Here is a 21,520-nt window from a genome sequence, read left to right as displayed (position 1 = left end):
CAAGATATCGCTTGCGTTTTTTCGAGGGGATTACAATGAAAATATCGCACCTCACGAGTTCGATGCTGTTGGTCTTGCCGCTATTTGTTCCGAGTCATTCTGCCTGGGCAAGCTACGCCTTCTATGTGGGCAATAACCTGACCCAGGATCAAGGCGTACTGGTGGGTGGCACCGGCGAGGAAGTCTCGAGTCATTGGCTCGAGATCGTCCCAGCGGCCGATCACGAGCCTGGTTCAATGATCGAGGTGGGTGTCACCGAGGCAGCGTATCTTCCTGGCCAGTTGGTCGAAATACCCCAGGTGGCACACACGTTTCGCTATCTATCGATGTCCTACTCCGATTACGAAGGCTTTCCGGCCCCGTTGACCAATGGTGGAGTCAATGAGCACCAGGTGGCAGTACGTGATGTCTGGGCGACCAATCGGGAAGAATTGATCGATATGACGCCATCCCCCCAGCGAGGACCGCAATACAGCGATCTTGCCCGGCTGGTGCTGGAACGTGCAAGTAGCGCTCGCGAAGGGGTCGAGTTGATCGGGGAATTGATCGCCAAGCATGGTTATTCGACCTACGGCGGCAATACTCATCTGATTGCCGACCCCGACGAGGGTTGGGTTGTCTGGGAGTTTGCCGGCGGTCAGGGGCTATGGGCTGCCGAACGGCTGGGGTCGGACGACGTCCGGGTACTTTACCCAGGCTACATAGAAGAGTTTCCTCTCGACTATCAACAGAACCCCGACTTCATGGGGTCGGACAACCTGGTCACCTTTGCCGAGGAGCAAGGCTGGTTCGATTCTCAAGGCAATGAAACCTTCAATATCTTCGATATTTACGGCCGTCAGGATACCCAGGCGCGTACCGGGGGCTATAAATACATGACCCAGGCCGCGTTGGAGAAGGCGACCGAGGAGATGGCGCCGGTTACCGAGCAGGAGATGATGGTGCGCGTGCGCGATCATCGCATCACCGACGACGAGGCCGGTTACGGCCAGGTGATCAGTCTCAAGCAGGGCGTGAACGCCGATTTGGTGCGTATCTGGGTGGCGCCGACCGGGTCGGTAGCAGCGCCTTTCTTGCCTTGGTGGCTAGGCGTGCAGCAAGTGCCGCTGGAGTTTGGCCAGCATCGCTACCTGACCAAGGGCACGGCCTCGAACTTCCTCAATCCCGATTTTCAAATTCAAGAGGCCAGCGACTTCGCTGGCCGGCGCTTCAAGCAGGTAATGTATCTAATGTGCGAAAAGCCTGCTGCCTATCGTCCCAAGGTGACCGAAATGCTCAAGGGATTCGAGCAGGAAAGCTTCGATGACATGACGTGGGTCGAAGGCTCTGCGCGGACATTGATCGATCAAGGACAGCGTGAGAACGCTCGGGCAATGCTGACCTTCTATGCCAATAGTCGTGCCGAGGAGGCGATGGACCTCGGTGAGACTCTGGTCGATTGGCTTTATGCCTCATTGAAGCTGACTTCCGGGCTGCGCCGGCCTGAGAGCGAGCAGATCAACGATCCCGGCGGCGAAACGGTCAATTGCCTGGTCGATGCTGATCCCGACAAGCCGCAGGATGCGCAATGAATGCCGGGGTCGCTTGTATACCGAAATGATTCATTATCGGCCCGGTAGATGCCGGGCCATCGTGTTTTCGAAAAGCTGCCTTGTACATGCATGATGCCGCCGCCTGCCGCTTTCAGGTTATTCACAGCTTTTTTAAAAGCCCATAGCCGCTTTTCAGCTCTTTACAAAAGCCCGTAGCCGCTTTTCATAAATAGCCGTCACATCCCTGAAAGCCCAAACGAGCTGGTTTCCTTATACTCGAAGCATCAATCAGTCCATTTGAATGGAGAGTGACATGGCTTACACCCCGACCCGCGAAGATTTCGATCGTTACATGGTGCCCAATTATGCGCCACAGAAGGTGATCCCGGTACGCGGCGAGGGGAGTCGTCTGTGGGATCAGGACGGGCGTGAATATATCGATTTCGCCGGCGGTATCGCGGTCAACTCGCTGGGCCATTGTCATCCGGTGCTGGTGAATGCGCTTCGCGAACAGAGCGAGAAGCTCTGGCACCTATCCAACGTCTATACCAATGAGCCGGCTTTGCAGCTCGCCAAGTCATTGACCGAGCGTACCTTTGCCGAGAAGGTCTATCTCTGTTCCTCCGGTGGCGAGGCCAACGAAGCTGCGCTGAAGCTGGCCCGGCGCTGGGCCCACGACAACTATGGCGAGCACAAGGACAAGATCATCTCCTTCCGCCAATCGTTCCACGGGCGCACCTTCTTCACCGTCAGCGTTGGCGGCCAGCCCAAGTATTCCCAAGGCTTTGGTCCGGTGCCCGGCGGTATCCTGCATGCGGAGTTCAACAACCTCGACAGCGTGCGCGAACTGGTGGGCGATGACACCTGCGCGATCATGGTCGAGCCGATGCAAGGCGAGGGCGGTATCCTGCCCGCCACTCAGGAGTTCCTCGAAGGCCTGCGTGAACTGTGCGATGCCCATAACGCACTGTTGATATATGATGAGGTGCAGTCAGGAATGGGCCGGCCGGGCACGCTGTTCGCCTATATGCGCTACGGAGTAACGCCGGATATCCTGACCAGCGCCAAGTCCCTGGGCGGCGGTTTCCCGGTGGGTGCGATGCTGACCACCGAGGCCATCGCCAAGGTCTTCACCATTGGCACCCACGGTTCCACCTATGGCGGTAACGCCCTGGCTTCCGCCGTGGCGCTAGCTGCTCTCGATTACATCGACACCCCCGAGGTGCTGGAAGGCGTACAGCGGCGTCACGAACTGTTCCGTGAGCACCTGGGCATGATCAACAGCAAGTATGGCGTGTTTCAGGAAGTGCGTGGCATGGGCCTGCTGATCGGTGCGCAGATGGCACCGCAGTATGAAGGCCGTGCCAAGGACATCCTGCCACTCGCCATCGAAGAAGGATTGATGGCCCTGGTCGCGGGACCTAATGTGCTGCGCATGGCGCCGTCGCTGGTGATTCCCGAAGAGGATATCGCCGAGGGCATGGCACGGCTCGAGCGGGCCGTCGCGCGCTTTGTCGAGAACGCATGACCCGGATGTTCGATCAAACTTCGCAGAAGGGGAGTGCCATGCTGGTCATTCGACCCGCCAAGCCCGCGGACTTGCCCGGCCTGGAACGTCTGGCCGGGACCGCTACGCCGCGCCTGACCAACCTGCCCGCCCATCGCGATCGTCTTGAAGAGCGTATTACGCGCTCTCAGCAGGCATTGGCCAAGGACGTGGATTTTCCCGGTGACGAAAATTATACCTTCGTACTCGAGGATCGTGAGCGGGGCGAGGTGGTGGGCACCGCTTCCATTCGCGCTCAGGCCGGGGCCCAGGAGGCCTATTACACCTATCGCCAGGAAACGTTGATTCACGCCTCGCAGCAGCTCAACGTGCGTCGCGAGGTGCAGACCCTGGCGCTTTCCCATGAGGTCTCCGAGGCCAGCCTGCTATGTGCGCTGTCTCTCGATACCCGCTACAAGGGCACCAGTGCCGAAAGCCTGCTACGCCGGGCGCGCTTGATGTTCATTGCCCAATATCCGGAGCGTTTCGCCGAGATTCTCGCCCTGGCATTCCCGGGCTATCTGGATGGTGACGATGAATCGCCCTTCTGGAATAGCGTGGGACGTCACTTCTTCGTGCGTGGCTATCAGGACATCAACCATTTCGCCGGCGTGCGCTCCAAGAGCTTCATTGCCGAGGTGATGCCACAGTTTCCGCTGTATCTGCCGCTGCTTACGCCCCAGGCGCAGGCCGCCATCGGTCGCGAACACCCGGATCATGAGATCGCCATGAGCGAGATGCTGGCGGAAGGTTTCATGCGTTCGCGGCATGTCGATATCTTCGATGCAGGTCCCGTGATCAAGGCCGAACGCGAGCGATTGGAAACCTTCCGGCGCAGTATCTGGCATCCGGTGCGCATCCGTCCGGCGGCGGCGCTACCGGATGCGGAGCCGGCGATGGTCGCCAATCAGAAACTGGATGGCTTCCGTTGCATGGTAACGCGCTATGCGCTGTCGCCGACCGGTCAACTGATGTTGTCGCCGGAACACGCCGAGTTGTTGGGAGTGGAAGAAGGGCGAGCGGTGCTGGCCGCGCCGCTGACGCTTCCCGCCCACGAAGACATCCTCGACGAGGGGGAACTTTGATGCGCATTCGACCCATCGCCCGGAACGACCTGGACGAATTGCAGCAACTGGCCCGCGAGACCGGTGTCGGCTTCACGTCGCTCCCTGACAATCGCGAGTTCCTGGCCAGCAAGATCGAATCCGCGGCTCGCGCCTTCGAACAGCGCACCTCGGTCGACGATCGCTTGTATTTCTTCGTGCTGGAAGACGAAGAAACCGGGGGGCTGGCGGGCTGCTGCGCCATCGACGGCCAGGTGGGCCGGGAAGTACCGTTCTATCACTACCGGGTCGGTACCCTGGCTCATTCCTCGGTGCAGCTCGATCTGCATCGCACCATCGATACGCTGTTCCTCAGTTCGGATCATACAGGCAATGCGGAGGTGGCCTCGCTCTATCTGCGGCCCGCCTATCGTGGAGAAGAGCAGCGCCAGAATCGTAATGGCGCCTTGCTGTCCAAGGCGCGCTGGCTGTTCATGGCCCAGTTCCGCGACCAGTTCCCGAACAAGGTGCTGGCGGAGATGCGCGGCGTATTCGACAAGAACGGCATCAGCCCCTTCTGGAAGTGCCTGGGCAGTCATTTCTTTCCCATGGATTTCGACGAGGCGGATCGCCTCACCGGCATGGGACAAAAGAGTTTCATCGGCGAATTAATGCCCAAGTTCCCGATCTACACACCCTTCTTGACCGAAGAGGCGCGAGCCTGCATCGGTCAGGTGCACGAACACACACGCCCGGCGCTGGAGATGCTCAAGAAGGAAGGCCTGCGCTGGGAAGGCTATATCGACATTTTCGATGGCGGCCCCACGGTAGAGGCTTACATCGACGATGTGCGCGCGGTGCGCCTGTCGACGCTGTGCCCGGTCGAAATCGCGACAAATCTCGAGAGCAGCGAACGCCCCGGCTGGCTGGTCTCGACCACCACCATGGTCGATTTTCGCGCCGCCTGGGTCGGTCGCGGCCCCGATGATGACGGTACCTTGCCATTGACCGAGGAAGAAGCACGGCGACTCGATGTGAAGGCCGGGGATCTTCTACGCGTACTCCAGACTTAGGAGAGAGTAATGCACGCCAAGCAGCAACTACTGATCGGTGGTACCTGGACCGACGGTGAGGCAGACGCCTTCGCCAAACGCGACCCGGTAACTCATGAGACGCTCTGGCAGGCCAGTGCCGCCAGCCCGGCCCAGGTTGAACAGGCCGTGGCCGCCGCCCGCAAGGCGTTCCCTGCCTGGGCGCGGCGCGGTGTCGAAGAGCGTCAAGCGATCATCGAGCGCTTCCGCGACCAGCTTGACGCCAACCGCGAGCCCCTGGCCGAGTGCATCGCCCACGAAACCGGCAAGCCGCTCTGGGAAGCGCGTACCGAGGTCGGCGCGATGATCGGCAAGGTGGCCATTTCGGTAACTGCCTACCAGGAACGCACCGGCGAGCGCAGCCGTGATGTGGCGGGGGCGCAAGCGGTGCTGCGTCATCGTCCCCACGGCGTGCTGGCGGTATTCGGCCCCTACAACTTCCCCGGGCATCTACCCAACGGCCATATGGTGCCAGCGCTGCTGGCCGGTAATACGGTGGTGTTCAAGCCCAGCGAGCAGACCCCGATGACCGCGGACCTGACCCTGCAGTGCTGGCAGGCCGCCGGCTTGCCGGACGGCGTGATCAATCTGGTACAGGGCGCAGCACTTGTCGGCCAGGCACTGGCCGGCGCCAGCGATATCGACGGTCTGCTGTTCACCGGCAGCGCCAAGATCGGCAAGTTGCTGCATGAGCAGTTCGCCGGTCAGGTCAGCAAGATCCTGGCCCTGGAACTGGGCGGCAACAATCCGCTGGTGGTCAAGGACGTGCCGGATCAGGCCGCCGCCGTGCTGACCATCCTGCAGTCGGCCTATCTTTCCGGCGGCCAGCGCTGCACCTGCGCACGGCGACTGATCGTGCCAGAAGGCGAGGTGGGCGATCGTCTGCTCGAGGCATTGAATGATGCTATTGGTAAGCTGCATGTGGCCGCGCCGTTCAGCGAGCCGGCACCCTTCTATGGTGGATTGGTGAGTGTCGAGGCAGCAGACGGCTTGCTCAAGGCCCAGGACGATCTCGAAGCGAGGGGAGGCACGGTGCTTTCGCGCATGCAGCGCCTGGAAGCGGGTACCAGTATTCTCAGTCCGGCCTTGATCGACGTCACTGGGCTCGAGGTGCCCGATGAGGAGCACTTCGGTCCGCTGCTCAAGGTGCATCGCTATCGGGACTGGGATGAGGCGATTGCCCTGGCCAACGCCACTCGCTATGGGCTTTCCGCCGGGTTGATTGGCGGTGAACGGGCGGACTGGGATGACTTTTTGCTGCGTATTCGCGCCGGTATCGTCAACTGGAATCGCCAGACTACCGGTGCCTCCGGCGATGCGCCCTTCGGCGGCATTGGCGATAGCGGCAACCATCGTCCCAGTGCCTATTACGCGGCGGATTACTGCGCCTACCCGATCGCCTCGATGGAGGCTGAATCCCTGGCGCTGCCCGATACACTGCCAGCGGGGGTGACATTATGAAGGAGGCTGGGAGCGACGCCGATCTCGACATTCGGGAAGTCAATTTCGACGGCCTGGTCGGACCGACCCACAACTATGCCGGCTTGGCCCACGGCAACGTGGCCTCGATGCGCCACGGCGGCCTGGAGTCCAATCCGAAAGAGGCGGCGCTGCAGGGTCTGGCCAAGATGAAGGCGTTGAAGGATGCCGGTTTTGCCCAGGGCGTGTTGCCGCCCCAGCAGCGACCGGATATTGGCGCGCTGCGCGATCTCGGTTTCTCCGGCAACAACGCTCAGGTGCTCGAGCGTGCTGCACGTGAAGCACCTCAACTACTGCGCGCAGTGTGTTCGGCCTCCTCCATGTGGACGGCCAACGCCGCCACCGTGACGCCGAGCCTGGATGCCGCGGATTCTCGGGTGCATTTCACACCGGCCAACCTGCAATCGAGTTTCCATCGCTTCCTCGAGCCCCAGACCACCGGTCGGGTGCTGGCGGCAATCTTTCGTGACAATGCGCGCTTCGCCCATCATCCGGCGCTACCGGCGACCCCGGCGTTTTCCGACGAGGGCGCGGCCAACCATACCCGGCTTGCGGCTTCGCATGATGAGGCTGGGGTGCATCTCTATGTCTATGGGCGTCAGGCGTTTGGGGGGCAAGATGGGCCCAAGCGCTTCCCTGCGCGCCAGACCCTGGAAGCCAGCCAGGCCATCGCCCGCCAGCATGGCTTGTCTGAGGCTCAGACGGTGTTCGCCCAGCAGCATCCTGACGCCATCGACGCCGGCGTGTTCCACAACGACGTGATCGCCGTGGGTAACGGTTCGGTATTGCTCTACCACGAGATGGCCTTCTTCGAGGAAGAACGGACCCTGGAAGCGCTGCGTAGCGAGATGGCGTCGCCGCTGATCCCGGTGCGCGTGCCCTTGGAAGCGGTGAGCCTGGAGGATGCGGTGAGTTCGTATCTCTTCAATTCCCAGCTGCTTTCCGATCCAGATGGCTCGGGGGCCATGACCCTGGTCGTGCCCGGAGAGTGCCAGGAAAACGACGCCGTATGGCGCACCATTCAGGATCTGCTGCTGGGTGGCCACAACCCCATCAACGAGGTGGTGGTCAAGGACGTCAAACAGAGCATGCGCAACGGCGGCGGACCGGCCTGTCTGCGTCTGCGGGTGATACTAAGTCAGGCGGAACGTTCGAATCTGTCCGGCCGTGTGCTGCTCGATGACGCACTCTACGCTGATCTTACCTCCTGGGTGGAGAAGCACTATCGTGACCGCCTGACACCGGAGGATCTCGCCGACCCGCAGCTTGCCGAGGAAACCCTGACGGCCCTGGACGACCTGACCCGCATTCTCGAGATTGGCAACGTCTATCCGTTTCAGCTGGGGTAAGCCTTCAGCTACTCCGTGGCCCGAACAGGATCACCCCGGCGCCAACCAGACAGATGCCGGCCCCGAGCATGTCCCAACGATCCGGGGAGCGATGTTCAACCAGCCACAGCCAGAGCAGCGATGTGACGATGTAGATGCCGCCATAGGCTGCATAAGCCCGGCCGGCATAATCGGTGTCGATCAAGGTGAGCAACCAGGCGAACAGCGCCAGACTGGCAAGCCCCGGGATCAACCAGCCTATTGTTCTGTCAAGCCGCCACCAGGCCCAGAACGAGAAGCAGCCGGCTATTTCGGCCAGCGCCGCGGCTAGGTAGATCATCAATGACGTCATCTATGACTTTCCAAACGCTTGCTAAGAGGGTGTTGCCATTCAAGAAGAGATGGTAATTATCGCCGCCAGTTCGTCACTGCAACTAAAACGTACGGTTTCACCTCTTTCGCTGTATTGAGCAAGTCCTCCGCGTTCGGCGCAGTACTCCAGCGCGATATCGTAGGGGTGCTTTCCCGCGGGTGCGGCTCGAGATATTTCCTGGGCTTCGATCGCCATGCTCAGGGTGACGATACTGGTGAACGCAAGTATCGTCATCAGACGAATCGGCATAGCTGTATGCTCCACTTGTCTTTACTGTTGAAGAACATCGTATCATTGCTGCGTTCGGTGTAGGACATGACGGGGGATTAGGACGAGAATCGCCCCCGCAGTTAGCGAGGGCGGAAGAATCAGATGCGACCGATCAGTTCCATCTCTCCTTTCAGATCAGCGGGTACATCCTCAAGCAGTACCAGGTTGATATTGCTGTCACCGTCATCATCATAGGCTACACGCTCACCAAGCTGGGTACTGATTTGGTCTGGAGACAGGTTGTACATTGCGCCGGTTAAGGGGTCGACGATCAGCCAGCCAATCAACCCTCCGAATAGAATATTGCCGCCGATATACCAGCCGTTAGGAGTAGAGTTGATCATCAAGGTACGCTCTTCATAGCCATCCTTGGAGATTTCGACGGTGTAGGTCTTGCCACCGAAATAGGACCCATCGGCTTTCTTGAGCTGTACCGTAGTCGGTGTCTGGCCGACAAAAATTTGATTACTAGTTTCGTCGGTAATGACGACATCTGCATTGGACGGTGTGCTATTGATGGTCACGGTTTGATCTTTGTCGCCAACGATACTGGCACAACCTGAGAGCGCCAGTGCGCCCATTGCGGCAATAATAGCTTTGTTCAGTTTCATTTTGTCCCTGCTCGACGTTGTGTAATGGAGTTCCTGCTTGCGCAAACGAGGTTAAAGAATTAGTTCAATTAATAATTACTTAATAAGAAGTCTTTTTAGGAAGCTATTTGCGTATTGAATACAATGATTTCCAGTTGACATCGTGGAAGCTGCAATATTTTGTCGATAGTTCTCCCTGGTGTAGCCATGAGCAGTGTTAAATGACCAGTAATCTAGAAATACGTCGACTTCTTCCGGGTTCGCCCCATCTATCGATCGTCGGCAAGTGGCAGTACGAACAGTGGGGCAGCCTGTATCCGGAGACCTCTCAGGAAGCCTGGCAGGAAGAACTGCATCGGGAATGCGGTGCCCGTGGAGTTCCCGCGGTATTCCTTGCCTTGGCAGAGGGGCGCCCGATCGGCACCGCGAGCCTGGTGAAGGCGGACATGGAGGTACGCCGCGAACTCACCCCCTGGCTGGCGTCGGTATTCGTATTGCCTGAATGGCGAGGGCAGGGCGTCGCTTCACGTCTGGTTAGAAGGATTGAGCGCGAAGCCCAAGAAGCAGGGGTGACAAGGCTTTATCTGTTCACGCCGGATCAACAGGCGCTCTATCGCCGATTGGGCTGGAAAGACAAGGAGGCGCTAGACTATCGTGGTGAATGGGTGACAATCATGTTGCGCAGTCTCGCCACATGAATGGCGAATCAGCGTTGTTACAACGCCACGGCATCACCCCTCTTCGAGGCCAAGCAGATACTCTTCCGGTGTCACGACCAGGATCGGTGAGCCGGCAAAATCACGCACATTACGCGACAATATGGTGCTGCAATCCGAAGACTCCGCCGCGGCAGCCACGACCGCATCCTCGAAATCCGACCAGCCAAGCGCCTGCGCACGTAGTAGCTCCGGCTTTCCCACGGCGGCTACCGTGAAGTGTTTCAACAGCCATTGAACGGCTTGAGCCGCGACGTTTCGGTTCTGGTGACGAGCGATGATGAAATGAACGGTCGTTATGGCATGGGCAGACAGCGCACCGGCAGTCTTGCGTCGGATTATTCTGTCCATCACGGCTGAAGATGCTTTGTAATGCGGTTCACGCCGTTGGATGACATCCAGCACCACGTTGGTGTCTAGCAAAATCATCCATGCTTCTCTTGTTGATGTTGACGGTATTCGGCCTCGGCATCCACATCGGATGGCACCAAGCCGGTAATGAAGTCCAGTTCGGGCGATGGCAGGGTGTTTTCCAATGCACGCATGCGCCTGAGATAACGATCTATCACCTCGGTCACGCTCAGGTCATGGGCCTTGGCATAAGCCTTGGCGAACTCCACATCCTGGCGTGGCAAGCGAATGGTCAATTTGACTGTCTCGGTTTGCATGGGTGTCTCCCAATACGGCTAGTATTTGAATAGTGTACGGCTTATGTGCTGCACGACCAAATAAAACGTTGACTGAGAAGCCTAGAACCATCACACGCTCATTAAGATCTGCATTGAAAATGGGTGTGGTTGAGACGGCGTTATCGCTTTCCGTCGGTTCTGGACAAGTCCGCATGATGCCGCCGAAATAGGCCGATGAAATCCTGCGCCAGGCGCGAAGCGGGTTGATCGCGCGGCGTCAACAGCGCGAAATCCTCGCCCAAGTGCGGTGAGAATGGGCGTAGCGTCACGCCGTTACTGCCAAAGGCGCGGGCGCTGATAGGGTCGAGGATTGCCACCCCCAGACCATGTCGAACCAGCCGGATCGCCTGCAAGGCCAGCGAGACTTCCAGGCGTTGCCGAAGTCGTATGCTCTCCCGCTCGAGCAGCCGATCCAGGGCCATGCGCAAGGGGTCGTGCCGTTCAAAGCAGACCAACCGCTCGCCGGCGAGATCGCCCGGGGTAACGGTTTCCCTGGCTTCGAGAGGGTGTCCCGCGGGTAAGGCGCAGAGGCTCTCCAGTCGAAAGGCCTCCCGATCCACGCGATCGTCATTCTCGGCCAGGATGGCGAAACCCAGGTCGCAACGCTGAGTAATCACCTCTTCCACCACCTGCTCGGAGCGGTAGGTCGAGAGTTCGATGTTGGCCTCGGGATGGGCCGGCACGAAATCCGCCAGCACATCGGGGATGAAGACCATGCCCAGCAGGGGCATGGCGCTGATGCGCAATCCGCCCACTTCTCTTTCACGAATACGCCGTGCGGTATCGCGAAGATGCTCGTTGCCGGTCCAGACTCGGGCTACCTCCCGGTAAAAGAGCCGTGCTTCCGGGGTCGGGACCAGCCGTCCCCGCTGGCGCTCGAAGAGGTTAAAGCCGATGTCGTGTTCGAGCTGCTTGAGAAGTCGCGTGACGCCGGGCTGTGCGGTCAGCATGCGCTGGGCCGCCCCAGAAACCGTGCCACACTCCATGACATGCTTGAACGCGACGATCTGGCGGTCGCTGAGGTAGGGCTTTGGCATAACAAGATGATATGAATTGACCAATTATTGGTATTGGATCGTATACCCCTGATGCCATTATCGTCGAGGCATATTCTCGATGTGAGTAGCGGGTATGCGACGAGACTTTCTGATCGTCGGTGGTGGCGTGGTGGGCATGGCGGTGGCCTACGGGCTGGCGCGCGCCGGCCTGAGCGTGACCGTGCTCGATGAAAGCGACGATGCCTTGCGCGCCTCCCGAGGCAACGCCGGCCTGGTCTGGGTGCAAGGTAAAGGTCTGGGCATGCCGCGCTATGCGGAACTGAGCCTCGAGGCGGCGAAGGCATGGACCGACTTCGCCAAGGAGCTGACCGAGCGCACCGGCATCGATCTTGAGTACGAACAGCAGGGCGGCGTCGATCTCTGTTTCGACGCCGGGGAAGCGCGCACCCGCCAGAAGGAATACACCACACTGCAGAATGCCTCACCTTTTCTGACCCAGGAATTTCGCTGGGAATATCTCGATCGCAAGGCGCTAATGCCTTATTTGCCTGGATTGGGCGAGACCGTACAAGGTGGCACCTGGTCGCCTCACGATGGCCAGTGCAATCCACTCTATCTATTGCGCGCTCTGTACGCCGCTTGTCATTCTCTGGGCGTCGAGACGCATCCCGCCAGTCCCGTCGAACGACTCGAGGCGACGAGCAGTGGCTTTCGTGCCACGACACCTCAAGGACATTTCGATGCTGAACGGGTGATCCTCGCAGCCGGGCTCGGAGCACGAAAGCTGGCCCCTATGCTGGGACTGTCCGATGCGGTGCATCCGGTGCGCGGTCAAATCCTGGTCACCGAACGGCGACCGCCCGGCGCACGATTGCCCACGCCGCAGATTCGCCAGACCGCCACGGGCGGCTACCTGATCGGCGATACCCACGAGGATTCGGGGCTCGACAAGGGTGTGACCCTGGCCATGATGCAGTCCCTGGCGGAGAAGGCGGTGCGTATCTACCCGGATCTCGATGCGGCGCGGTTGGTGCGCAGCTGGGGCGCGCTGCGGGTGATGACCCCGGACGGAAATCCGCTTTACGAGGCCTCTACCTCCCATCCCGGCGCCTACAACATCAACTGTCACAGCGGCATTACCCTGGCGGCGTTTCATGCTGGCGGGCTGAGCGATGCGATCCGCGATGACCGGCTCGTCCAGACTTATCCGCAATTTTCGGGGGCGCGCTTTCATGTTCAAGCGACTTGACGCTTCAAGCACGTCGGTACGTCATGTGCAAATCTGGCTGGACGGCGAGCCTCATAGCGTCCCCGATACCCTGACGGTGGCCGCTGCTGTCTTGCAGCTGCGCGGCTGGCAAGGCTATCGCCGCCATGTGGACGGCAGCCCCCGGGCACCGCTGTGCATGATGGGTGCCTGTCAGGAGTGCCTGATCACCATCGATGGTCGCGCCAATCGGCAGGGCTGCCTGGAGCCGGTGGTCGAGGGCATGCGCATCGAACGTCAAGGAGGCGGTTCTCATGAAGCCTGACGCTCTCGCGGCAGAGATCGTCATCATCGGCGCCGGACCGGCGGGCATGGCGGCAGCGGTGCGTCTTGCAAGCGCTGGGCGTCGCCCGGTGGTGTTCGATATGAACGCCACCCCGGGCGGACAGATCTACCGTCAGCTCAGCGCCCCTCAGGTAAGCGATACCGTGATGGGCAAGGATTACATGCGCGGCCGTGAGCTGATCGAGGCATTTACCCATGCCGACATCGATTATCGCCCCGGCAGTCGCGTGTGGTGGGCCGACAACAACACTTCCGGCACGACGCTGGGGGTGCTGGAAAAGGGCCAGACGCAGCATTGGCAGGCCAGGCAGCTGATTCTCGCCGGTGGTGCCATGGAGCGCGGCTGGCCGTTTCGCGGCTGGCAGCTGCCCGGTGTCATGAATGCCGGCGCAGCGCAGATCCTGCTCAAGCAAGGGGCCTTGATCCCTTCTTCGCCTCCGGTGCTGGCAGGAAGCGGGCCGCTACTTTATCTGCTGGCCTGGCAGTATCTGCGTGCCGGCACTCCGCCCAGCCTGATTCTGGATGTCGCGCCTGCCAAACGTTATGGCGAAGTGATAAGGCAATCCCGTCGAGCCTGGTTCGGGCGAAGCTATTTGCTTAAGGGGGCACGCATGATCGCTGCGCTCAGACGCGCCGGGGTGCCGATTCATCAAGGCATCACGGCGTTGGAGGCCTATGGCGATGAGGCCGTCGAGAGCATCAGGTATCACCATCGGGGGCAATGGAAAACCCACTCGACCGAGTTGCTGCTGACGCACTTCGGCGTGACTCCGGAGCCTCAATTGGCGCGTAGCTTGGGGCTCGAGCATGTCTGGCATGCGAGCCAGCAATCTTTTGTGCCCCAGCGCGACGACAGTTTGGCGGCCGGCACCAACGTCTGGATCGCCGGCGATGGCGGCGGCATCGGTGGGGCCATCAACGCCGAGCGGGAAGGCCAACTGGCGGCGCTGGCTGTGTTGGGCAAGATCGGAGAGGTCGACCCGGCATGGCAACAGGAAATGCCCGCGTTGCTCAAGGCACGGCGGCGCGATCTCGAAGCGCGAAGCCTACTCGAAAGCCTGTTTCGTTTGCCCGAGGACTGGCTCGATGGCCAGCCGGAAGACACCCTCGTCTGCCGCTGCGAAAGCGTCAGCCGCGGCGAACTCGACCTGGCTATCGCCCAGGGCGGCGCCGGGCCGAATCAGCTCAAGGCATTCACTCGCTGCGGCATGGGGCCTTGTCAGGGGCGCCAGTGCGGCGAGAGCGTCACTCGCCTGCTCGCCCAGCGCCTCGACTGGACGCCGGAGGCCGTGGGCTATTACCACATTCGCCCGCCGGTTCACTCGATCACCCTGGGGGAACTGGCAACGAAAGAATAACCTCGTGCGCATTCGTGTATGGCTATCGCTCGGGGCTTTGAGTGTCACAACAACAAGTGAGGCAATGATGATGAACAAGACAGTAACAGCCAGCGTACTGGCCACGACCATGCTGTTCGGTGCAAGCGCCCAGGCGCAGCAGGATACATTACGAATCGGCGTGGATATTCCCTACGAGCCGTACCAGTACAAGCTGCCCGATGGCACCATTACCGGTTTCGAGGTGGAGCTTATCGAGGCCGCCTGCGAGCAGATGCAGCGCGAATGTCAGTGGGTCGAGCAGGCTTGGGACGGCATCATTCCTGGCCTGCGGGCACGCAAATACGATTTTATCGCCTCGTCGATGAACATCACCGAGGACAGGGCCCGGCAGGTGCTGTTTTCCGAGCCCTATTTCCAGGTGCCATCGGTGTGGGTCGCCCAGGCGGACGGCGACTTCGACCCTGGGGAAGGCGAACTCGAGGGAGCCACCGTCGGCGTGCAGCAAGGCACGATCCAGGACGAGTACGTCACCCAGTTCTATCCTAAGGCTGAAGTTCGCCGCTATGGGGATTCCGGCGCCGTGGTCAATGACATGCAGGCCCAGCGCCTGGACCTGGTGTTCACCGCCTTCCCCCTGGCCCAGGAAACACTCTTCGGCGACGATCAGTTCAAACGCGTCGGTGAACTGGTGACCGGCCCCGAGTCGATCTATGGTCCCGGTATAGGCGCGGCCTTCCGCAAGCGCGATAAGGAACTGGTCGAATCCTTCAACGCCGCGATGGAAAAGGTCAAGGAAGATGGCACCTTCGATAAACTGCAGGAGAAGTATTTCGAGGAGTGAGAGGACTTTTCGAGCATCACGTACTTTCACCGACACTTAGGGTAAAGCCGACGTCGTGACTCGAGTAGAGCGTTTGTTCGCCCTCGAGTCGCGCGATGACCTCCCTAGCCGCCATCTGGCCAATGACTTCTCGCGGCGAGACGATGGTTGTCAAGCGGGGGGTAACGTGCTGGCCGATCGGCAGCCCGTTGAAGCCGGCGATGGCGATATCTTCAGGCACACGGATGCCCTGGCGGTTGGCATGCAAAAGGGCACCGCTGGCGAGGTCGTCATTGGCAAAGTGAATCGCATCGGTGTTCGGGTGGCGGGCCAGTACCTGATCGAGCGCTCGAGCACCGGTTTCGAACTGACCCAGCTGATCCATATCGAGTAGCGGTGCCTCGAGACCGGCTGCCTGCAGTACTTCCCGGTGCCCTCGATAACGCAATTCGGCCCGGTAGTCCCGTTCGATCTGAGCCGCGACGTAAATGATTCGACGGTAACCTCTTTGCACCAGATGGCGGGCCATACAGCGCCCCGCCTCGGTATGATCGAGCCCTACATTGAAGCCGATGGCGTCGCCCAGCTCCATGATCTCGACGATGGGACCTTCCCATTGCTGCAGAATGCGCTGACAGGCGTCGCTATGGCGCAGCCCGGTGATGACCAGCGCCGAGGGCGACCAGCCGAGAAACGTCCTGACTAGCTGACACTCTCGTTCGAGATCGTAATCGGTATTGCCCAGCAGAATCTGATAGCCATGGCGCTCGAATTCGCTCTGCAGGCCGTTGATCACCTCGATGAAGACGACGTTCGATAAGGACGGCACGATCGCGGCAATCACTCGAGAGCTGGCCGATGCCAGGCTGCCCGCCAGCATGTTGCGCACGTATCCCACCTTGTCGATGGCACTTTCGATTCGAGCGCGCGTGGCGGGGCGTACCTGCTCCGGTGCGTTAAGCACACGTGACACCGTGATCGCCGAGACACCGGCTTCCTTGGCGACATCGCTGAGGGTGGGCTGCATGACGCCCTTGCGTGGGCGTCTTGATTGATTGTTAGACATTGGTCTCGCTTTCCATATCTCGCCCTTGCTACCCCTCGGATACTAATTTAAAAGTAATGGTAGCGCTAACATTTGATTATCACCGCCCCGCCAATATGGAGGGTCGCTATAAGGAGTCAGCGAGTGTCCAATCACCAACATGCCTCATCCATCGGGGTTGTCGGCCTCGGGGCCATGGGTCTCGGCACGGCGACCGTCATGCTCGAAGCCGGGCTTGAAGTGATTGGCTGCGATGTTTCAGCCATGGCTCGCGAAGCCTTCACGGCAAACGGCGGACGCAGCGTGGCGAATCTCGCGGAGCTGGCTGACGAATGCGACGTGGTGGTGCTGGTGGTAGTCAATGCCGAACAAGTTGAGTCCGTGCTGTTCGGTGACGAGGGACTGGCCAAGACGCTTGCGCCGAACAGCCTGATCATTCAATGCGCCACCATCCCGCCTAGCTACGCCAAGGCACTGGGCGAGCGCCTTTCGGCTATGAACTTGCTCCTGCTTGATGCGCCGATCAGTGGCGGTGCCGCCAAGGCCCGTTCGGGGGAGTTGTCGGTCATGTCGTCGGGGTGCGAGGCGGCCTATGCCAAGGGGCAGACGGCATTGGATGCCATGGCGGCCACGGTCTACCGGCTGGGGGACGAGCCCGGCGCCGGTTCCAGCGTCAAGCTGGTCAATCAGCATCTGGCTGGCGTGCATATCGCCGCCGCGGCCGAGGCCATGGCGCTGGGCATTCGCATGGGAATCGATCCCGAGACGCTCTACGACGTAATCACCCACTCGGCGGGCAATTCCTGGATGTTCGAGAATCGGGTGCCGCATATCCTCAAGGGGGATTACACGCCGCTGTCGGCAGTGGATATCTTCGTCAAGGACCTGAATATCGTCCACCAGACCGGACGCGAACTGACCCTGTCGATGCCGGTGGCGGCCAGTGCGCTGCAGCAGTTCACCGCGGCCAGCGGCGCAGGTTTGGGTCGAGAAGATGATTCGGCGGTGATCAAGGTGTATCAGCGCCTGTCCGGCTTCGACTTGCCGGCGGCCAACGACGACGATGGGCGAGGGTGAGATATGAGTATCGTACTCGGCGCCATCGCCGACGATTTTACCGGTGCCACCGACCTGGCCAACAATCTGGTGCGTGCCGGCATGCGTACCCTGCAGGTCATCGGTGTGCCCCAGGCGGCGCTGGCGCTCGATGACGTGGACGCCGTAGTGGTAGCGCTCAAGTCGCGTTCCTGTCCGGTCCGCGAGGCGGTCAGCGATTCCCTGGCGGCCCTGGACTGGTTGCGCGGGCAGGGCGCGCGGCAGATATTCTTCAAATACTGCTCGACCTTCGATTCCACCGACCAGGGCAATATCGGCCCAGTAGCGGAGGCCTTGGTGGAGCGTTTGGGTAGTGAGCAGACCGTGATGGTGCCGGCCTTTCCGGCCAACGGACGCACCGTCTACCAGGGCCATCTGTTCGTCGGCGACCGGCTGCTCAATGACAGCGGCATGCAGCACCATCCTCTGAACCCGATGACGGACGCCGACCTGGTGCGGGTGCTGTCACGCCAGACGTCGTATACGGTCGGTTTGCTGGCGCGGCCAACCCTGGACGAGGGGAGTGGGACTGCGCGGGAACATCTCGAGACGCTGCGCGAACAAGGCGTGCGGCATGTGATCTGCGACACTCTCGATGAATCCGATCTCGAGGTGCTAGCCGCCGCCGTAGTCCAATTCCCTTTAGTCACCGGCGGCTCGGGGCTGGGTCAGGCGTTGCCCGCCGAGTACCGCCGTCTTGGCTGGCTGGCGCCCGTGGAGAATGCCGGACGCCTGGTACCCGCCAGTGGCGTCGCCCTGGTGCTTTCCGGCAGTTGTTCTCGGGCCACCTTGGCTCAGGTCGAGCATTTTTTATCGCGGCACGAGGGATTCGCCCTGGACCCGCTAGCGCTCGCCGAGAGTGATGCCCAGATCGGGCAGGCGCTGGATTTCGCCCGGGAGCAATTGTTCGGTGGAGATACTTCGGCGCCGGTGCTGATCTACGCCTCAGCGAAGCCTGAGAGCGTCAAGGCCGCTCAGCAACGACTCGGTGCAGCGAGGGCCGGAGAACTGGTCGAGCGTGCCTTGGCCGAATTGGCCAGGGCATTGGTCAACGAAGGCGTGGGCCGCTTGGTGGTCGCCGGCGGCGAGACCTCCGGGGCGGTGGTGTCCGCCCTCGGTATCAGCGAGTTGCGCATCGGCGAACAGATCGATCCCGGTGTGCCTTGGACCCAGACGTCTATCGAGGGGCGAGAGGCGCCGCTGTCGCTGGCGCTCAAGTCAGGCAACTTCGGCGATGTCGACTTCTTCTCGCGTGCCTTCGATGCCCTTCCACAAGAGAGGCTGCCATGAGTATGCGCGACGACAACCGTCTGAGAGAGCAGATCAGCATTTACGGCAAGTCCCTGTTCGATCGTAGTCTGACCATGGGCTCCAGCGGCAATATCAGCGTACGGCTCGACGATGGCGGCTGGCTGATGACACCCACCAATGCCTGCTTGGGACGACTCGACCCAGCGCGTATCTCACGTCTGGATAGCGAGGGGCGGTTACTCGACGGTGACAAACCGACCAAGGAAAGCTTCCTGCACATGGCGATGTATGGTGAGCGGCCGCAGTCAGAAGCCATCGTCCACCTGCATTCGACGCACTCGGTAGCGGTCTCCTGTCTGCCTGAAATCGACCCTTGCGACTGTATCCCGCCTCTTACCGCCTACTACGTGATGCGTGTCGGCAGACTGCCGCTGGTGCCTTATCACGTTCCCGGCGATTCGAGCCTGGGTGATGCGGTCAAGGGGCTGGCGGGCAAACACAGCGCGGTGCTACTAGCCAACCACGGTCCGGTGGTGGCCGGCAAGTCGTTGGAAGCGGCGGTCTATGCCACCGAGGAGCTCGAAGAGACCGCCAAGCTGTTTCTGTTGCTGCGCGGCCAGAACCCGCGTTGCCTGAGCGATGAACAGGTCGCCGAACTCGAAGCGCGCTTTCCACGCGATTAACGCAAGGACAACAAGGAGCTTGCCATGCATGTCCTCATCACCGGTGCCGCCGGTTTCCTCGGCCAACGCCTGACCCGCTCCCTCATCGAGCGCGGCGAGCTGGACGGTCAGCCGCTGTCGCGCTTGACCCTGATCGATCAGGTGCAAGCCGAGGCACCCACGAATACGCCGCTCGAGAGCGTTTCCCACGCCGTCGATATCACTTCACCGGGGGCCCTGGATGACGTCCTGGGCGAGCGCCCGGACGTGATCTTCCATCTGGCCGCAGTGGTCAGTTCGGCCGCCGAGGCGGATCTCGATCTGGGCATGACGGTCAACTTCGATGCCACTCGCGCCCTGCTGGAAGGGTGCCGCTCCCACGAGCTTACGGCCACGCGTCTAATCATGGCCAGTTCGATAGCCGTTTATGGTGGCGAATTGCCCGGCGTACTCGATGACATGACCGCGTTGATGCCGCAAAGCTCCTACGGCAGCCAGAAGGCCATGAGCGAACTGCTGATCAACGATTACAGTCGACGTGGGCTAATCGACGGACGCGTGTTGCGTCTGCCGACCATCGTCATCCGCCCTGGCCGTCCCAACGCCGCGGCCTCGAGTTTTGCCTCGAGCATCCTGCGCGAACCGCTCAATGGCGAGGAGGCGGTGTGTCCGGTGCCGACCGATCTCGACCTGTTCGTGATGTCGCCGAGCCGAGTGACCGACGCCTTGCTACATGGAGCGGAAGTGCCGGGCGACGCCTTCGGATCCTCACGCAGCCTGATGTTGCCTGGTATCACGGTGAGCGTGGCCGAAATGCTCGACGCCCTGGGCGTGTTCGGCGGTGATGAGGCCCTGGCGCGGGTGCGGCATGAACCGGATCCGCGAATCGAAGCCATCGTGGGCAGCTGGCCGGGCAGGTTCGAAAACCTGCGTGCCCGGCAGCTGGGCTTCACGGGTGACAAAGATTTCAACGAAATCGTCGAGGCGTTTCTCGATGAGCGTACCTGATCCTTCGACTCAGCGTTAAAGGATACCCAAGTGTGTTACTGCAAAACGAGGTTATAACAATGAAAGACAAATTCGTACGCCGTACTCTCGCCTTGGCTATCGCGGGCGCTACCGCCATGGCCATGACCACGCTGAACGCCCAGGCGGCACAGAACGTGACCCTAGGGCACACGCTGTCGGACAGTTCCCACTATTCAGTGGGTGCCGATGCCTTCAAGGAAACCCTCCAAAAACTCAGCGACGGTGAATTCAAGGTGACCGAGCATCCCTCCGGCGCCTTGGGCGGCGAGCGCGCCATGATCGAAGGGTTGCAGATCGGTACCGTCGATGTGGTGATCACCTCGAGCGGACCACTGGGCAACTTCGTACCAGAAAGCTATGTGCTCGATCTGCCTTTCCTGTTCGAGGATTACGAGCAGGCACGTTGCGTCCTGGATGGCGAAATCGGTCAGGAACTGCTCGCCAAGATGGGTGACCACAATCTGGTGGGGCTGGCCTGGTCGGAAAACGGTTTCCGCCACATGACCAATAGTCAGCGGGCCGTCAAGACGCCCGGAGATGCCGAGGGCCTCAAGGTGCGCACCATGGAGAACAAGGTGCATATGGAGGCCTTCGAGCAGATGGGCGTGCACCCCACGCCCATGGCCTTCCCTGAAGTGTTCACCGCCCTGCAGCAAGGCACCGTGGATGGCCAGGAAAACCCCATCACGGTAATCGTGGCGACCAAGTTCTGGGAGGTTCAGGATCATCTATCGCTGACCGGGCATGTCTATTCGCCGGCGATCGTGTTGGGGTCGCCGATTCTGCTGGATGGCTTGAGCGAAGAGCAGCGCGGCTGGTTCGAACAGGCTGCTGAAGCTTCGGCCGAGGCCACTCGCGAAGAAGTCTCTCGACTCGAGAAAGAAGGCGTGGACATGCTGCGCGAAAAGGGCATGACGGTGGAAACCGACATCGACAAGGCGCCGTTCCAGGAGGCCGTCAAACCCGCCTACAAGATCTATACCGATCAGTATGGGGACGAGATGCTGAAGCGTATTCGCGCCAGCGATTGCTGAGAACCTTCCATAATCTGCTGCGCTCGGCGAGGACGGT

Annotated in this window: 23 protein-coding genes; 16 read left to right on the top strand and 7 right to left on the bottom strand. The window is 60.6% G+C overall.

Features of this window, described 5'->3' with window-relative positions; genetic code table 11:
- Positions 1-35: 35 nt before the first annotated feature.
- The 6 genes from H7850_RS07495 (at position 36) to astB (ending at position 8,040) form a co-directional block, all read left to right on the top strand.
- A complete protein-coding gene (locus H7850_RS07495) occupies positions 36-1,571 on the top strand; it encodes a C69 family dipeptidase (protein WP_227368903.1) in 1,536 nt (511 codons plus the stop codon).
- A gap of 274 nt (positions 1,572-1,845) precedes the next feature.
- Positions 1,846-3,060: an aspartate aminotransferase family protein gene (locus tag H7850_RS07490; RefSeq protein WP_227368902.1), complete on the top strand. Its 1,215-nt coding sequence runs from the start codon at positions 1,846-1,848 to the stop codon at positions 3,058-3,060.
- Between the two features lie 38 nt (positions 3,061-3,098).
- On the top strand, positions 3,099-4,163 hold the full coding sequence (locus H7850_RS07485; RefSeq protein ID WP_227368901.1) for an arginine N-succinyltransferase: 1,065 nt from the start codon (positions 3,099-3,101) through the stop codon (positions 4,161-4,163).
- The gene (gene astA, locus H7850_RS07480; protein WP_227368900.1) at positions 4,163-5,194 is read left to right on the top strand and encodes an arginine N-succinyltransferase; all 1,032 of its coding nucleotides are present in this window, start codon (positions 4,163-4,165) and stop codon (positions 5,192-5,194) included. Before H7850_RS07485 ends, astA begins: the two co-directional genes overlap by 1 nt.
- A 9-nt stretch (positions 5,195-5,203) precedes the next feature.
- Positions 5,204-6,673, top strand: a complete 1,470-nt coding sequence (gene astD / locus H7850_RS07475; protein ID WP_227368899.1) for a succinylglutamate-semialdehyde dehydrogenase — start codon at positions 5,204-5,206, stop codon at positions 6,671-6,673.
- Entirely contained in the window at positions 6,670-8,040 is a 1,371-nt protein-coding gene (astB, locus tag H7850_RS07470; protein ID WP_227368898.1) for an N-succinylarginine dihydrolase, read from the top strand. The genes astD and astB overlap by 4 nt, the downstream gene beginning before the upstream one ends.
- A gap of 4 nt (positions 8,041-8,044) precedes the next feature.
- Here astB and H7850_RS07465 read toward each other — a convergent pair whose 3' ends face one another.
- The 3 genes from H7850_RS07465 to H7850_RS07455 form a co-directional block, all read right to left on the bottom strand.
- Positions 8,045-8,371 carry a YnfA family protein gene (locus tag H7850_RS07465; protein WP_227368897.1) on the bottom strand — a complete coding sequence of 109 codons (327 nt, stop codon included), beginning with the start codon at positions 8,369-8,371 and terminating at the stop codon, positions 8,045-8,047.
- Positions 8,372-8,410: 39 nt separating this feature from the next.
- Positions 8,411-8,641, bottom strand: coding sequence for a hypothetical protein (locus H7850_RS07460; protein WP_227368896.1), 231 nt, complete (start codon positions 8,639-8,641; stop codon positions 8,411-8,413).
- A 119-nt stretch (positions 8,642-8,760) separates the two neighbouring features.
- Positions 8,761-9,273 (bottom strand): hypothetical protein, encoded by a 513-nt coding sequence (locus H7850_RS07455; protein WP_227368895.1) that lies wholly within the window; start codon positions 9,271-9,273, stop codon positions 8,761-8,763.
- A gap of 200 nt (positions 9,274-9,473) precedes the next feature.
- Between H7850_RS07455 and H7850_RS07450 the strand changes: the two genes are divergently transcribed.
- Positions 9,474-9,950 carry a GNAT family N-acetyltransferase gene (locus tag H7850_RS07450; protein WP_227368894.1) on the top strand — a complete coding sequence of 159 codons (477 nt, stop codon included), beginning with the start codon at positions 9,474-9,476 and terminating at the stop codon, positions 9,948-9,950.
- 33 nt (positions 9,951-9,983) lie between these two features.
- On the opposite strand, the gene H7850_RS07445 is transcribed toward H7850_RS07450, so the two are convergent.
- The 3 genes from H7850_RS07445 to H7850_RS07435 all read right to left on the bottom strand — a co-directional run bounded on the left by H7850_RS07445 (position 9,984) and on the right by H7850_RS07435 (position 11,694).
- Positions 9,984-10,397, bottom strand: coding sequence for a PIN domain-containing protein (locus H7850_RS07445; RefSeq protein WP_227368893.1), 414 nt, complete (start codon positions 10,395-10,397; stop codon positions 9,984-9,986).
- Complete coding sequence (locus H7850_RS07440) at positions 10,394-10,636, bottom strand: DUF6364 family protein (protein WP_227368892.1); 243 nt, start codon at positions 10,634-10,636, stop codon at positions 10,394-10,396. The genes H7850_RS07445 and H7850_RS07440 overlap by 4 nt, the downstream gene beginning before the upstream one ends.
- A 140-nt stretch (positions 10,637-10,776) precedes the next feature.
- The gene (locus tag H7850_RS07435) at positions 10,777-11,694 is read right to left on the bottom strand and encodes a LysR family transcriptional regulator (RefSeq protein WP_227368891.1); all 918 of its coding nucleotides are present in this window, start codon (positions 11,692-11,694) and stop codon (positions 10,777-10,779) included.
- A 94-nt stretch (positions 11,695-11,788) separates the two neighbouring features.
- Between H7850_RS07435 and H7850_RS07430 the strand changes: the two genes are divergently transcribed.
- The 4 genes from H7850_RS07430 to H7850_RS07415 all read left to right on the top strand — a co-directional run bounded on the left by H7850_RS07430 (position 11,789) and on the right by H7850_RS07415 (position 15,388).
- Positions 11,789-12,904, top strand: coding sequence for an NAD(P)/FAD-dependent oxidoreductase (locus H7850_RS07430; protein WP_227368890.1), 1,116 nt, complete (start codon positions 11,789-11,791; stop codon positions 12,902-12,904).
- Positions 12,888-13,187 (top strand): (2Fe-2S)-binding protein, encoded by a 300-nt coding sequence (locus tag H7850_RS07425; RefSeq protein WP_227368889.1) that lies wholly within the window; start codon positions 12,888-12,890, stop codon positions 13,185-13,187. Before H7850_RS07430 ends, H7850_RS07425 begins: the two co-directional genes overlap by 17 nt.
- Positions 13,177-14,565: an NAD(P)/FAD-dependent oxidoreductase gene (locus tag H7850_RS07420; protein WP_227368888.1), complete on the top strand. Its 1,389-nt coding sequence runs from the start codon at positions 13,177-13,179 to the stop codon at positions 14,563-14,565. Before H7850_RS07425 ends, H7850_RS07420 begins: the two co-directional genes overlap by 11 nt.
- Positions 14,566-14,635: 70 nt before the next feature.
- Positions 14,636-15,388: a transporter substrate-binding domain-containing protein gene (locus tag H7850_RS07415; protein ID WP_227368887.1), complete on the top strand. Its 753-nt coding sequence runs from the start codon at positions 14,636-14,638 to the stop codon at positions 15,386-15,388.
- 16 nt (positions 15,389-15,404) lie between these two features.
- On the opposite strand, the gene H7850_RS07410 is transcribed toward H7850_RS07415, so the two are convergent.
- Entirely contained in the window at positions 15,405-16,433 is a 1,029-nt protein-coding gene (locus H7850_RS07410; RefSeq protein WP_227368886.1) for a LacI family DNA-binding transcriptional regulator, read from the bottom strand.
- 123 nt (positions 16,434-16,556) lie between these two features.
- Between H7850_RS07410 and ltnD the strand changes: the two genes are divergently transcribed.
- From ltnD to H7850_RS07385, 5 genes are read left to right on the top strand one after another with little or no spacing between them, the layout of a single operon-like run.
- Complete coding sequence (gene ltnD, locus H7850_RS07405; RefSeq protein WP_227368885.1) at positions 16,557-17,489, top strand: L-threonate dehydrogenase; 933 nt, start codon at positions 16,557-16,559, stop codon at positions 17,487-17,489.
- Positions 17,490-17,492: 3 nt separating this feature from the next.
- Positions 17,493-18,797 carry a 3-oxo-tetronate kinase gene (gene otnK / locus H7850_RS07400; protein ID WP_227368884.1) on the top strand — a complete coding sequence of 435 codons (1,305 nt, stop codon included), beginning with the start codon at positions 17,493-17,495 and terminating at the stop codon, positions 18,795-18,797.
- Positions 18,794-19,441: a 3-oxo-tetronate 4-phosphate decarboxylase gene (gene otnC / locus H7850_RS07395; RefSeq protein WP_227368883.1), complete on the top strand. Its 648-nt coding sequence runs from the start codon at positions 18,794-18,796 to the stop codon at positions 19,439-19,441. Before otnK ends, otnC begins: the two co-directional genes overlap by 4 nt.
- A 24-nt stretch (positions 19,442-19,465) precedes the next feature.
- Positions 19,466-20,428 carry a D-erythronate dehydrogenase gene (gene denD / locus H7850_RS07390; protein WP_227368882.1) on the top strand — a complete coding sequence of 321 codons (963 nt, stop codon included), beginning with the start codon at positions 19,466-19,468 and terminating at the stop codon, positions 20,426-20,428.
- A 59-nt stretch (positions 20,429-20,487) separates the two neighbouring features.
- Positions 20,488-21,483, top strand: coding sequence for a TRAP transporter substrate-binding protein (locus tag H7850_RS07385; protein ID WP_227368881.1), 996 nt, complete (start codon positions 20,488-20,490; stop codon positions 21,481-21,483).
- Positions 21,484-21,520: the final 37 nt, after the last annotated feature.

The sequence above is a fragment of the Halomonas sp. M20 genome (assembly GCF_020622265.1).
GTDB lineage: Bacteria > Pseudomonadota > Gammaproteobacteria > Pseudomonadales > Halomonadaceae > Modicisalibacter.
This window is presented reverse-complemented; position numbering and strand designations above follow the sequence as displayed.

What these genes read in the sequence shown, in the direction of transcription:
- H7850_RS07495 (WP_227368903.1), top strand. Translation starts at nt 36, where the DNA reads ATGAAAATATCGCACCTCACGAGTTCGATGCTGTTGGTCTTGCCGCTA.
- H7850_RS07490 (WP_227368902.1), top strand. Translation starts at nt 1,846, where the DNA reads ATGGCTTACACCCCGACCCGCGAAGATTTCGATCGTTACATGGTGCCC.
- H7850_RS07485 (WP_227368901.1), top strand. Translation starts at nt 3,099, where the DNA reads ATGCTGGTCATTCGACCCGCCAAGCCCGCGGACTTGCCCGGCCTGGAA.
- astA (WP_227368900.1), top strand. Translation starts at nt 4,163, where the DNA reads ATGCGCATTCGACCCATCGCCCGGAACGACCTGGACGAATTGCAGCAA.
- astD (WP_227368899.1), top strand. Translation starts at nt 5,204, where the DNA reads ATGCACGCCAAGCAGCAACTACTGATCGGTGGTACCTGGACCGACGGT.
- astB (WP_227368898.1), top strand. Translation starts at nt 6,670, where the DNA reads ATGAAGGAGGCTGGGAGCGACGCCGATCTCGACATTCGGGAAGTCAAT.
- H7850_RS07465 (WP_227368897.1), bottom strand. Translation starts at nt 8,371, where the DNA reads ATGACGTCATTGATGATCTACCTAGCCGCGGCGCTGGCCGAAATAGCC.
- H7850_RS07460 (WP_227368896.1), bottom strand. Translation starts at nt 8,641, where the DNA reads ATGCCGATTCGTCTGATGACGATACTTGCGTTCACCAGTATCGTCACC.
- H7850_RS07455 (WP_227368895.1), bottom strand. Translation starts at nt 9,273, where the DNA reads ATGAAACTGAACAAAGCTATTATTGCCGCAATGGGCGCACTGGCGCTC.
- H7850_RS07450 (WP_227368894.1), top strand. Translation starts at nt 9,474, where the DNA reads ATGACCAGTAATCTAGAAATACGTCGACTTCTTCCGGGTTCGCCCCAT.
- H7850_RS07445 (WP_227368893.1), bottom strand. Translation starts at nt 10,397, where the DNA reads ATGATTTTGCTAGACACCAACGTGGTGCTGGATGTCATCCAACGGCGT.
- H7850_RS07440 (WP_227368892.1), bottom strand. Translation starts at nt 10,636, where the DNA reads ATGCAAACCGAGACAGTCAAATTGACCATTCGCTTGCCACGCCAGGAT.
- H7850_RS07435 (WP_227368891.1), bottom strand. Translation starts at nt 11,694, where the DNA reads ATGCCAAAGCCCTACCTCAGCGACCGCCAGATCGTCGCGTTCAAGCAT.
- H7850_RS07430 (WP_227368890.1), top strand. Translation starts at nt 11,789, where the DNA reads ATGCGACGAGACTTTCTGATCGTCGGTGGTGGCGTGGTGGGCATGGCG.
- H7850_RS07425 (WP_227368889.1), top strand. Translation starts at nt 12,888, where the DNA reads ATGTTCAAGCGACTTGACGCTTCAAGCACGTCGGTACGTCATGTGCAA.
- H7850_RS07420 (WP_227368888.1), top strand. Translation starts at nt 13,177, where the DNA reads ATGAAGCCTGACGCTCTCGCGGCAGAGATCGTCATCATCGGCGCCGGA.
- H7850_RS07415 (WP_227368887.1), top strand. Translation starts at nt 14,636, where the DNA reads ATGAACAAGACAGTAACAGCCAGCGTACTGGCCACGACCATGCTGTTC.
- H7850_RS07410 (WP_227368886.1), bottom strand. Translation starts at nt 16,433, where the DNA reads ATGTCTAACAATCAATCAAGACGCCCACGCAAGGGCGTCATGCAGCCC.
- otnK (WP_227368884.1), top strand. Translation starts at nt 17,493, where the DNA reads ATGAGTATCGTACTCGGCGCCATCGCCGACGATTTTACCGGTGCCACC.
- otnC (WP_227368883.1), top strand. Translation starts at nt 18,794, where the DNA reads ATGAGTATGCGCGACGACAACCGTCTGAGAGAGCAGATCAGCATTTAC.
- denD (WP_227368882.1), top strand. Translation starts at nt 19,466, where the DNA reads ATGCATGTCCTCATCACCGGTGCCGCCGGTTTCCTCGGCCAACGCCTG.
- H7850_RS07385 (WP_227368881.1), top strand. Translation starts at nt 20,488, where the DNA reads ATGAAAGACAAATTCGTACGCCGTACTCTCGCCTTGGCTATCGCGGGC.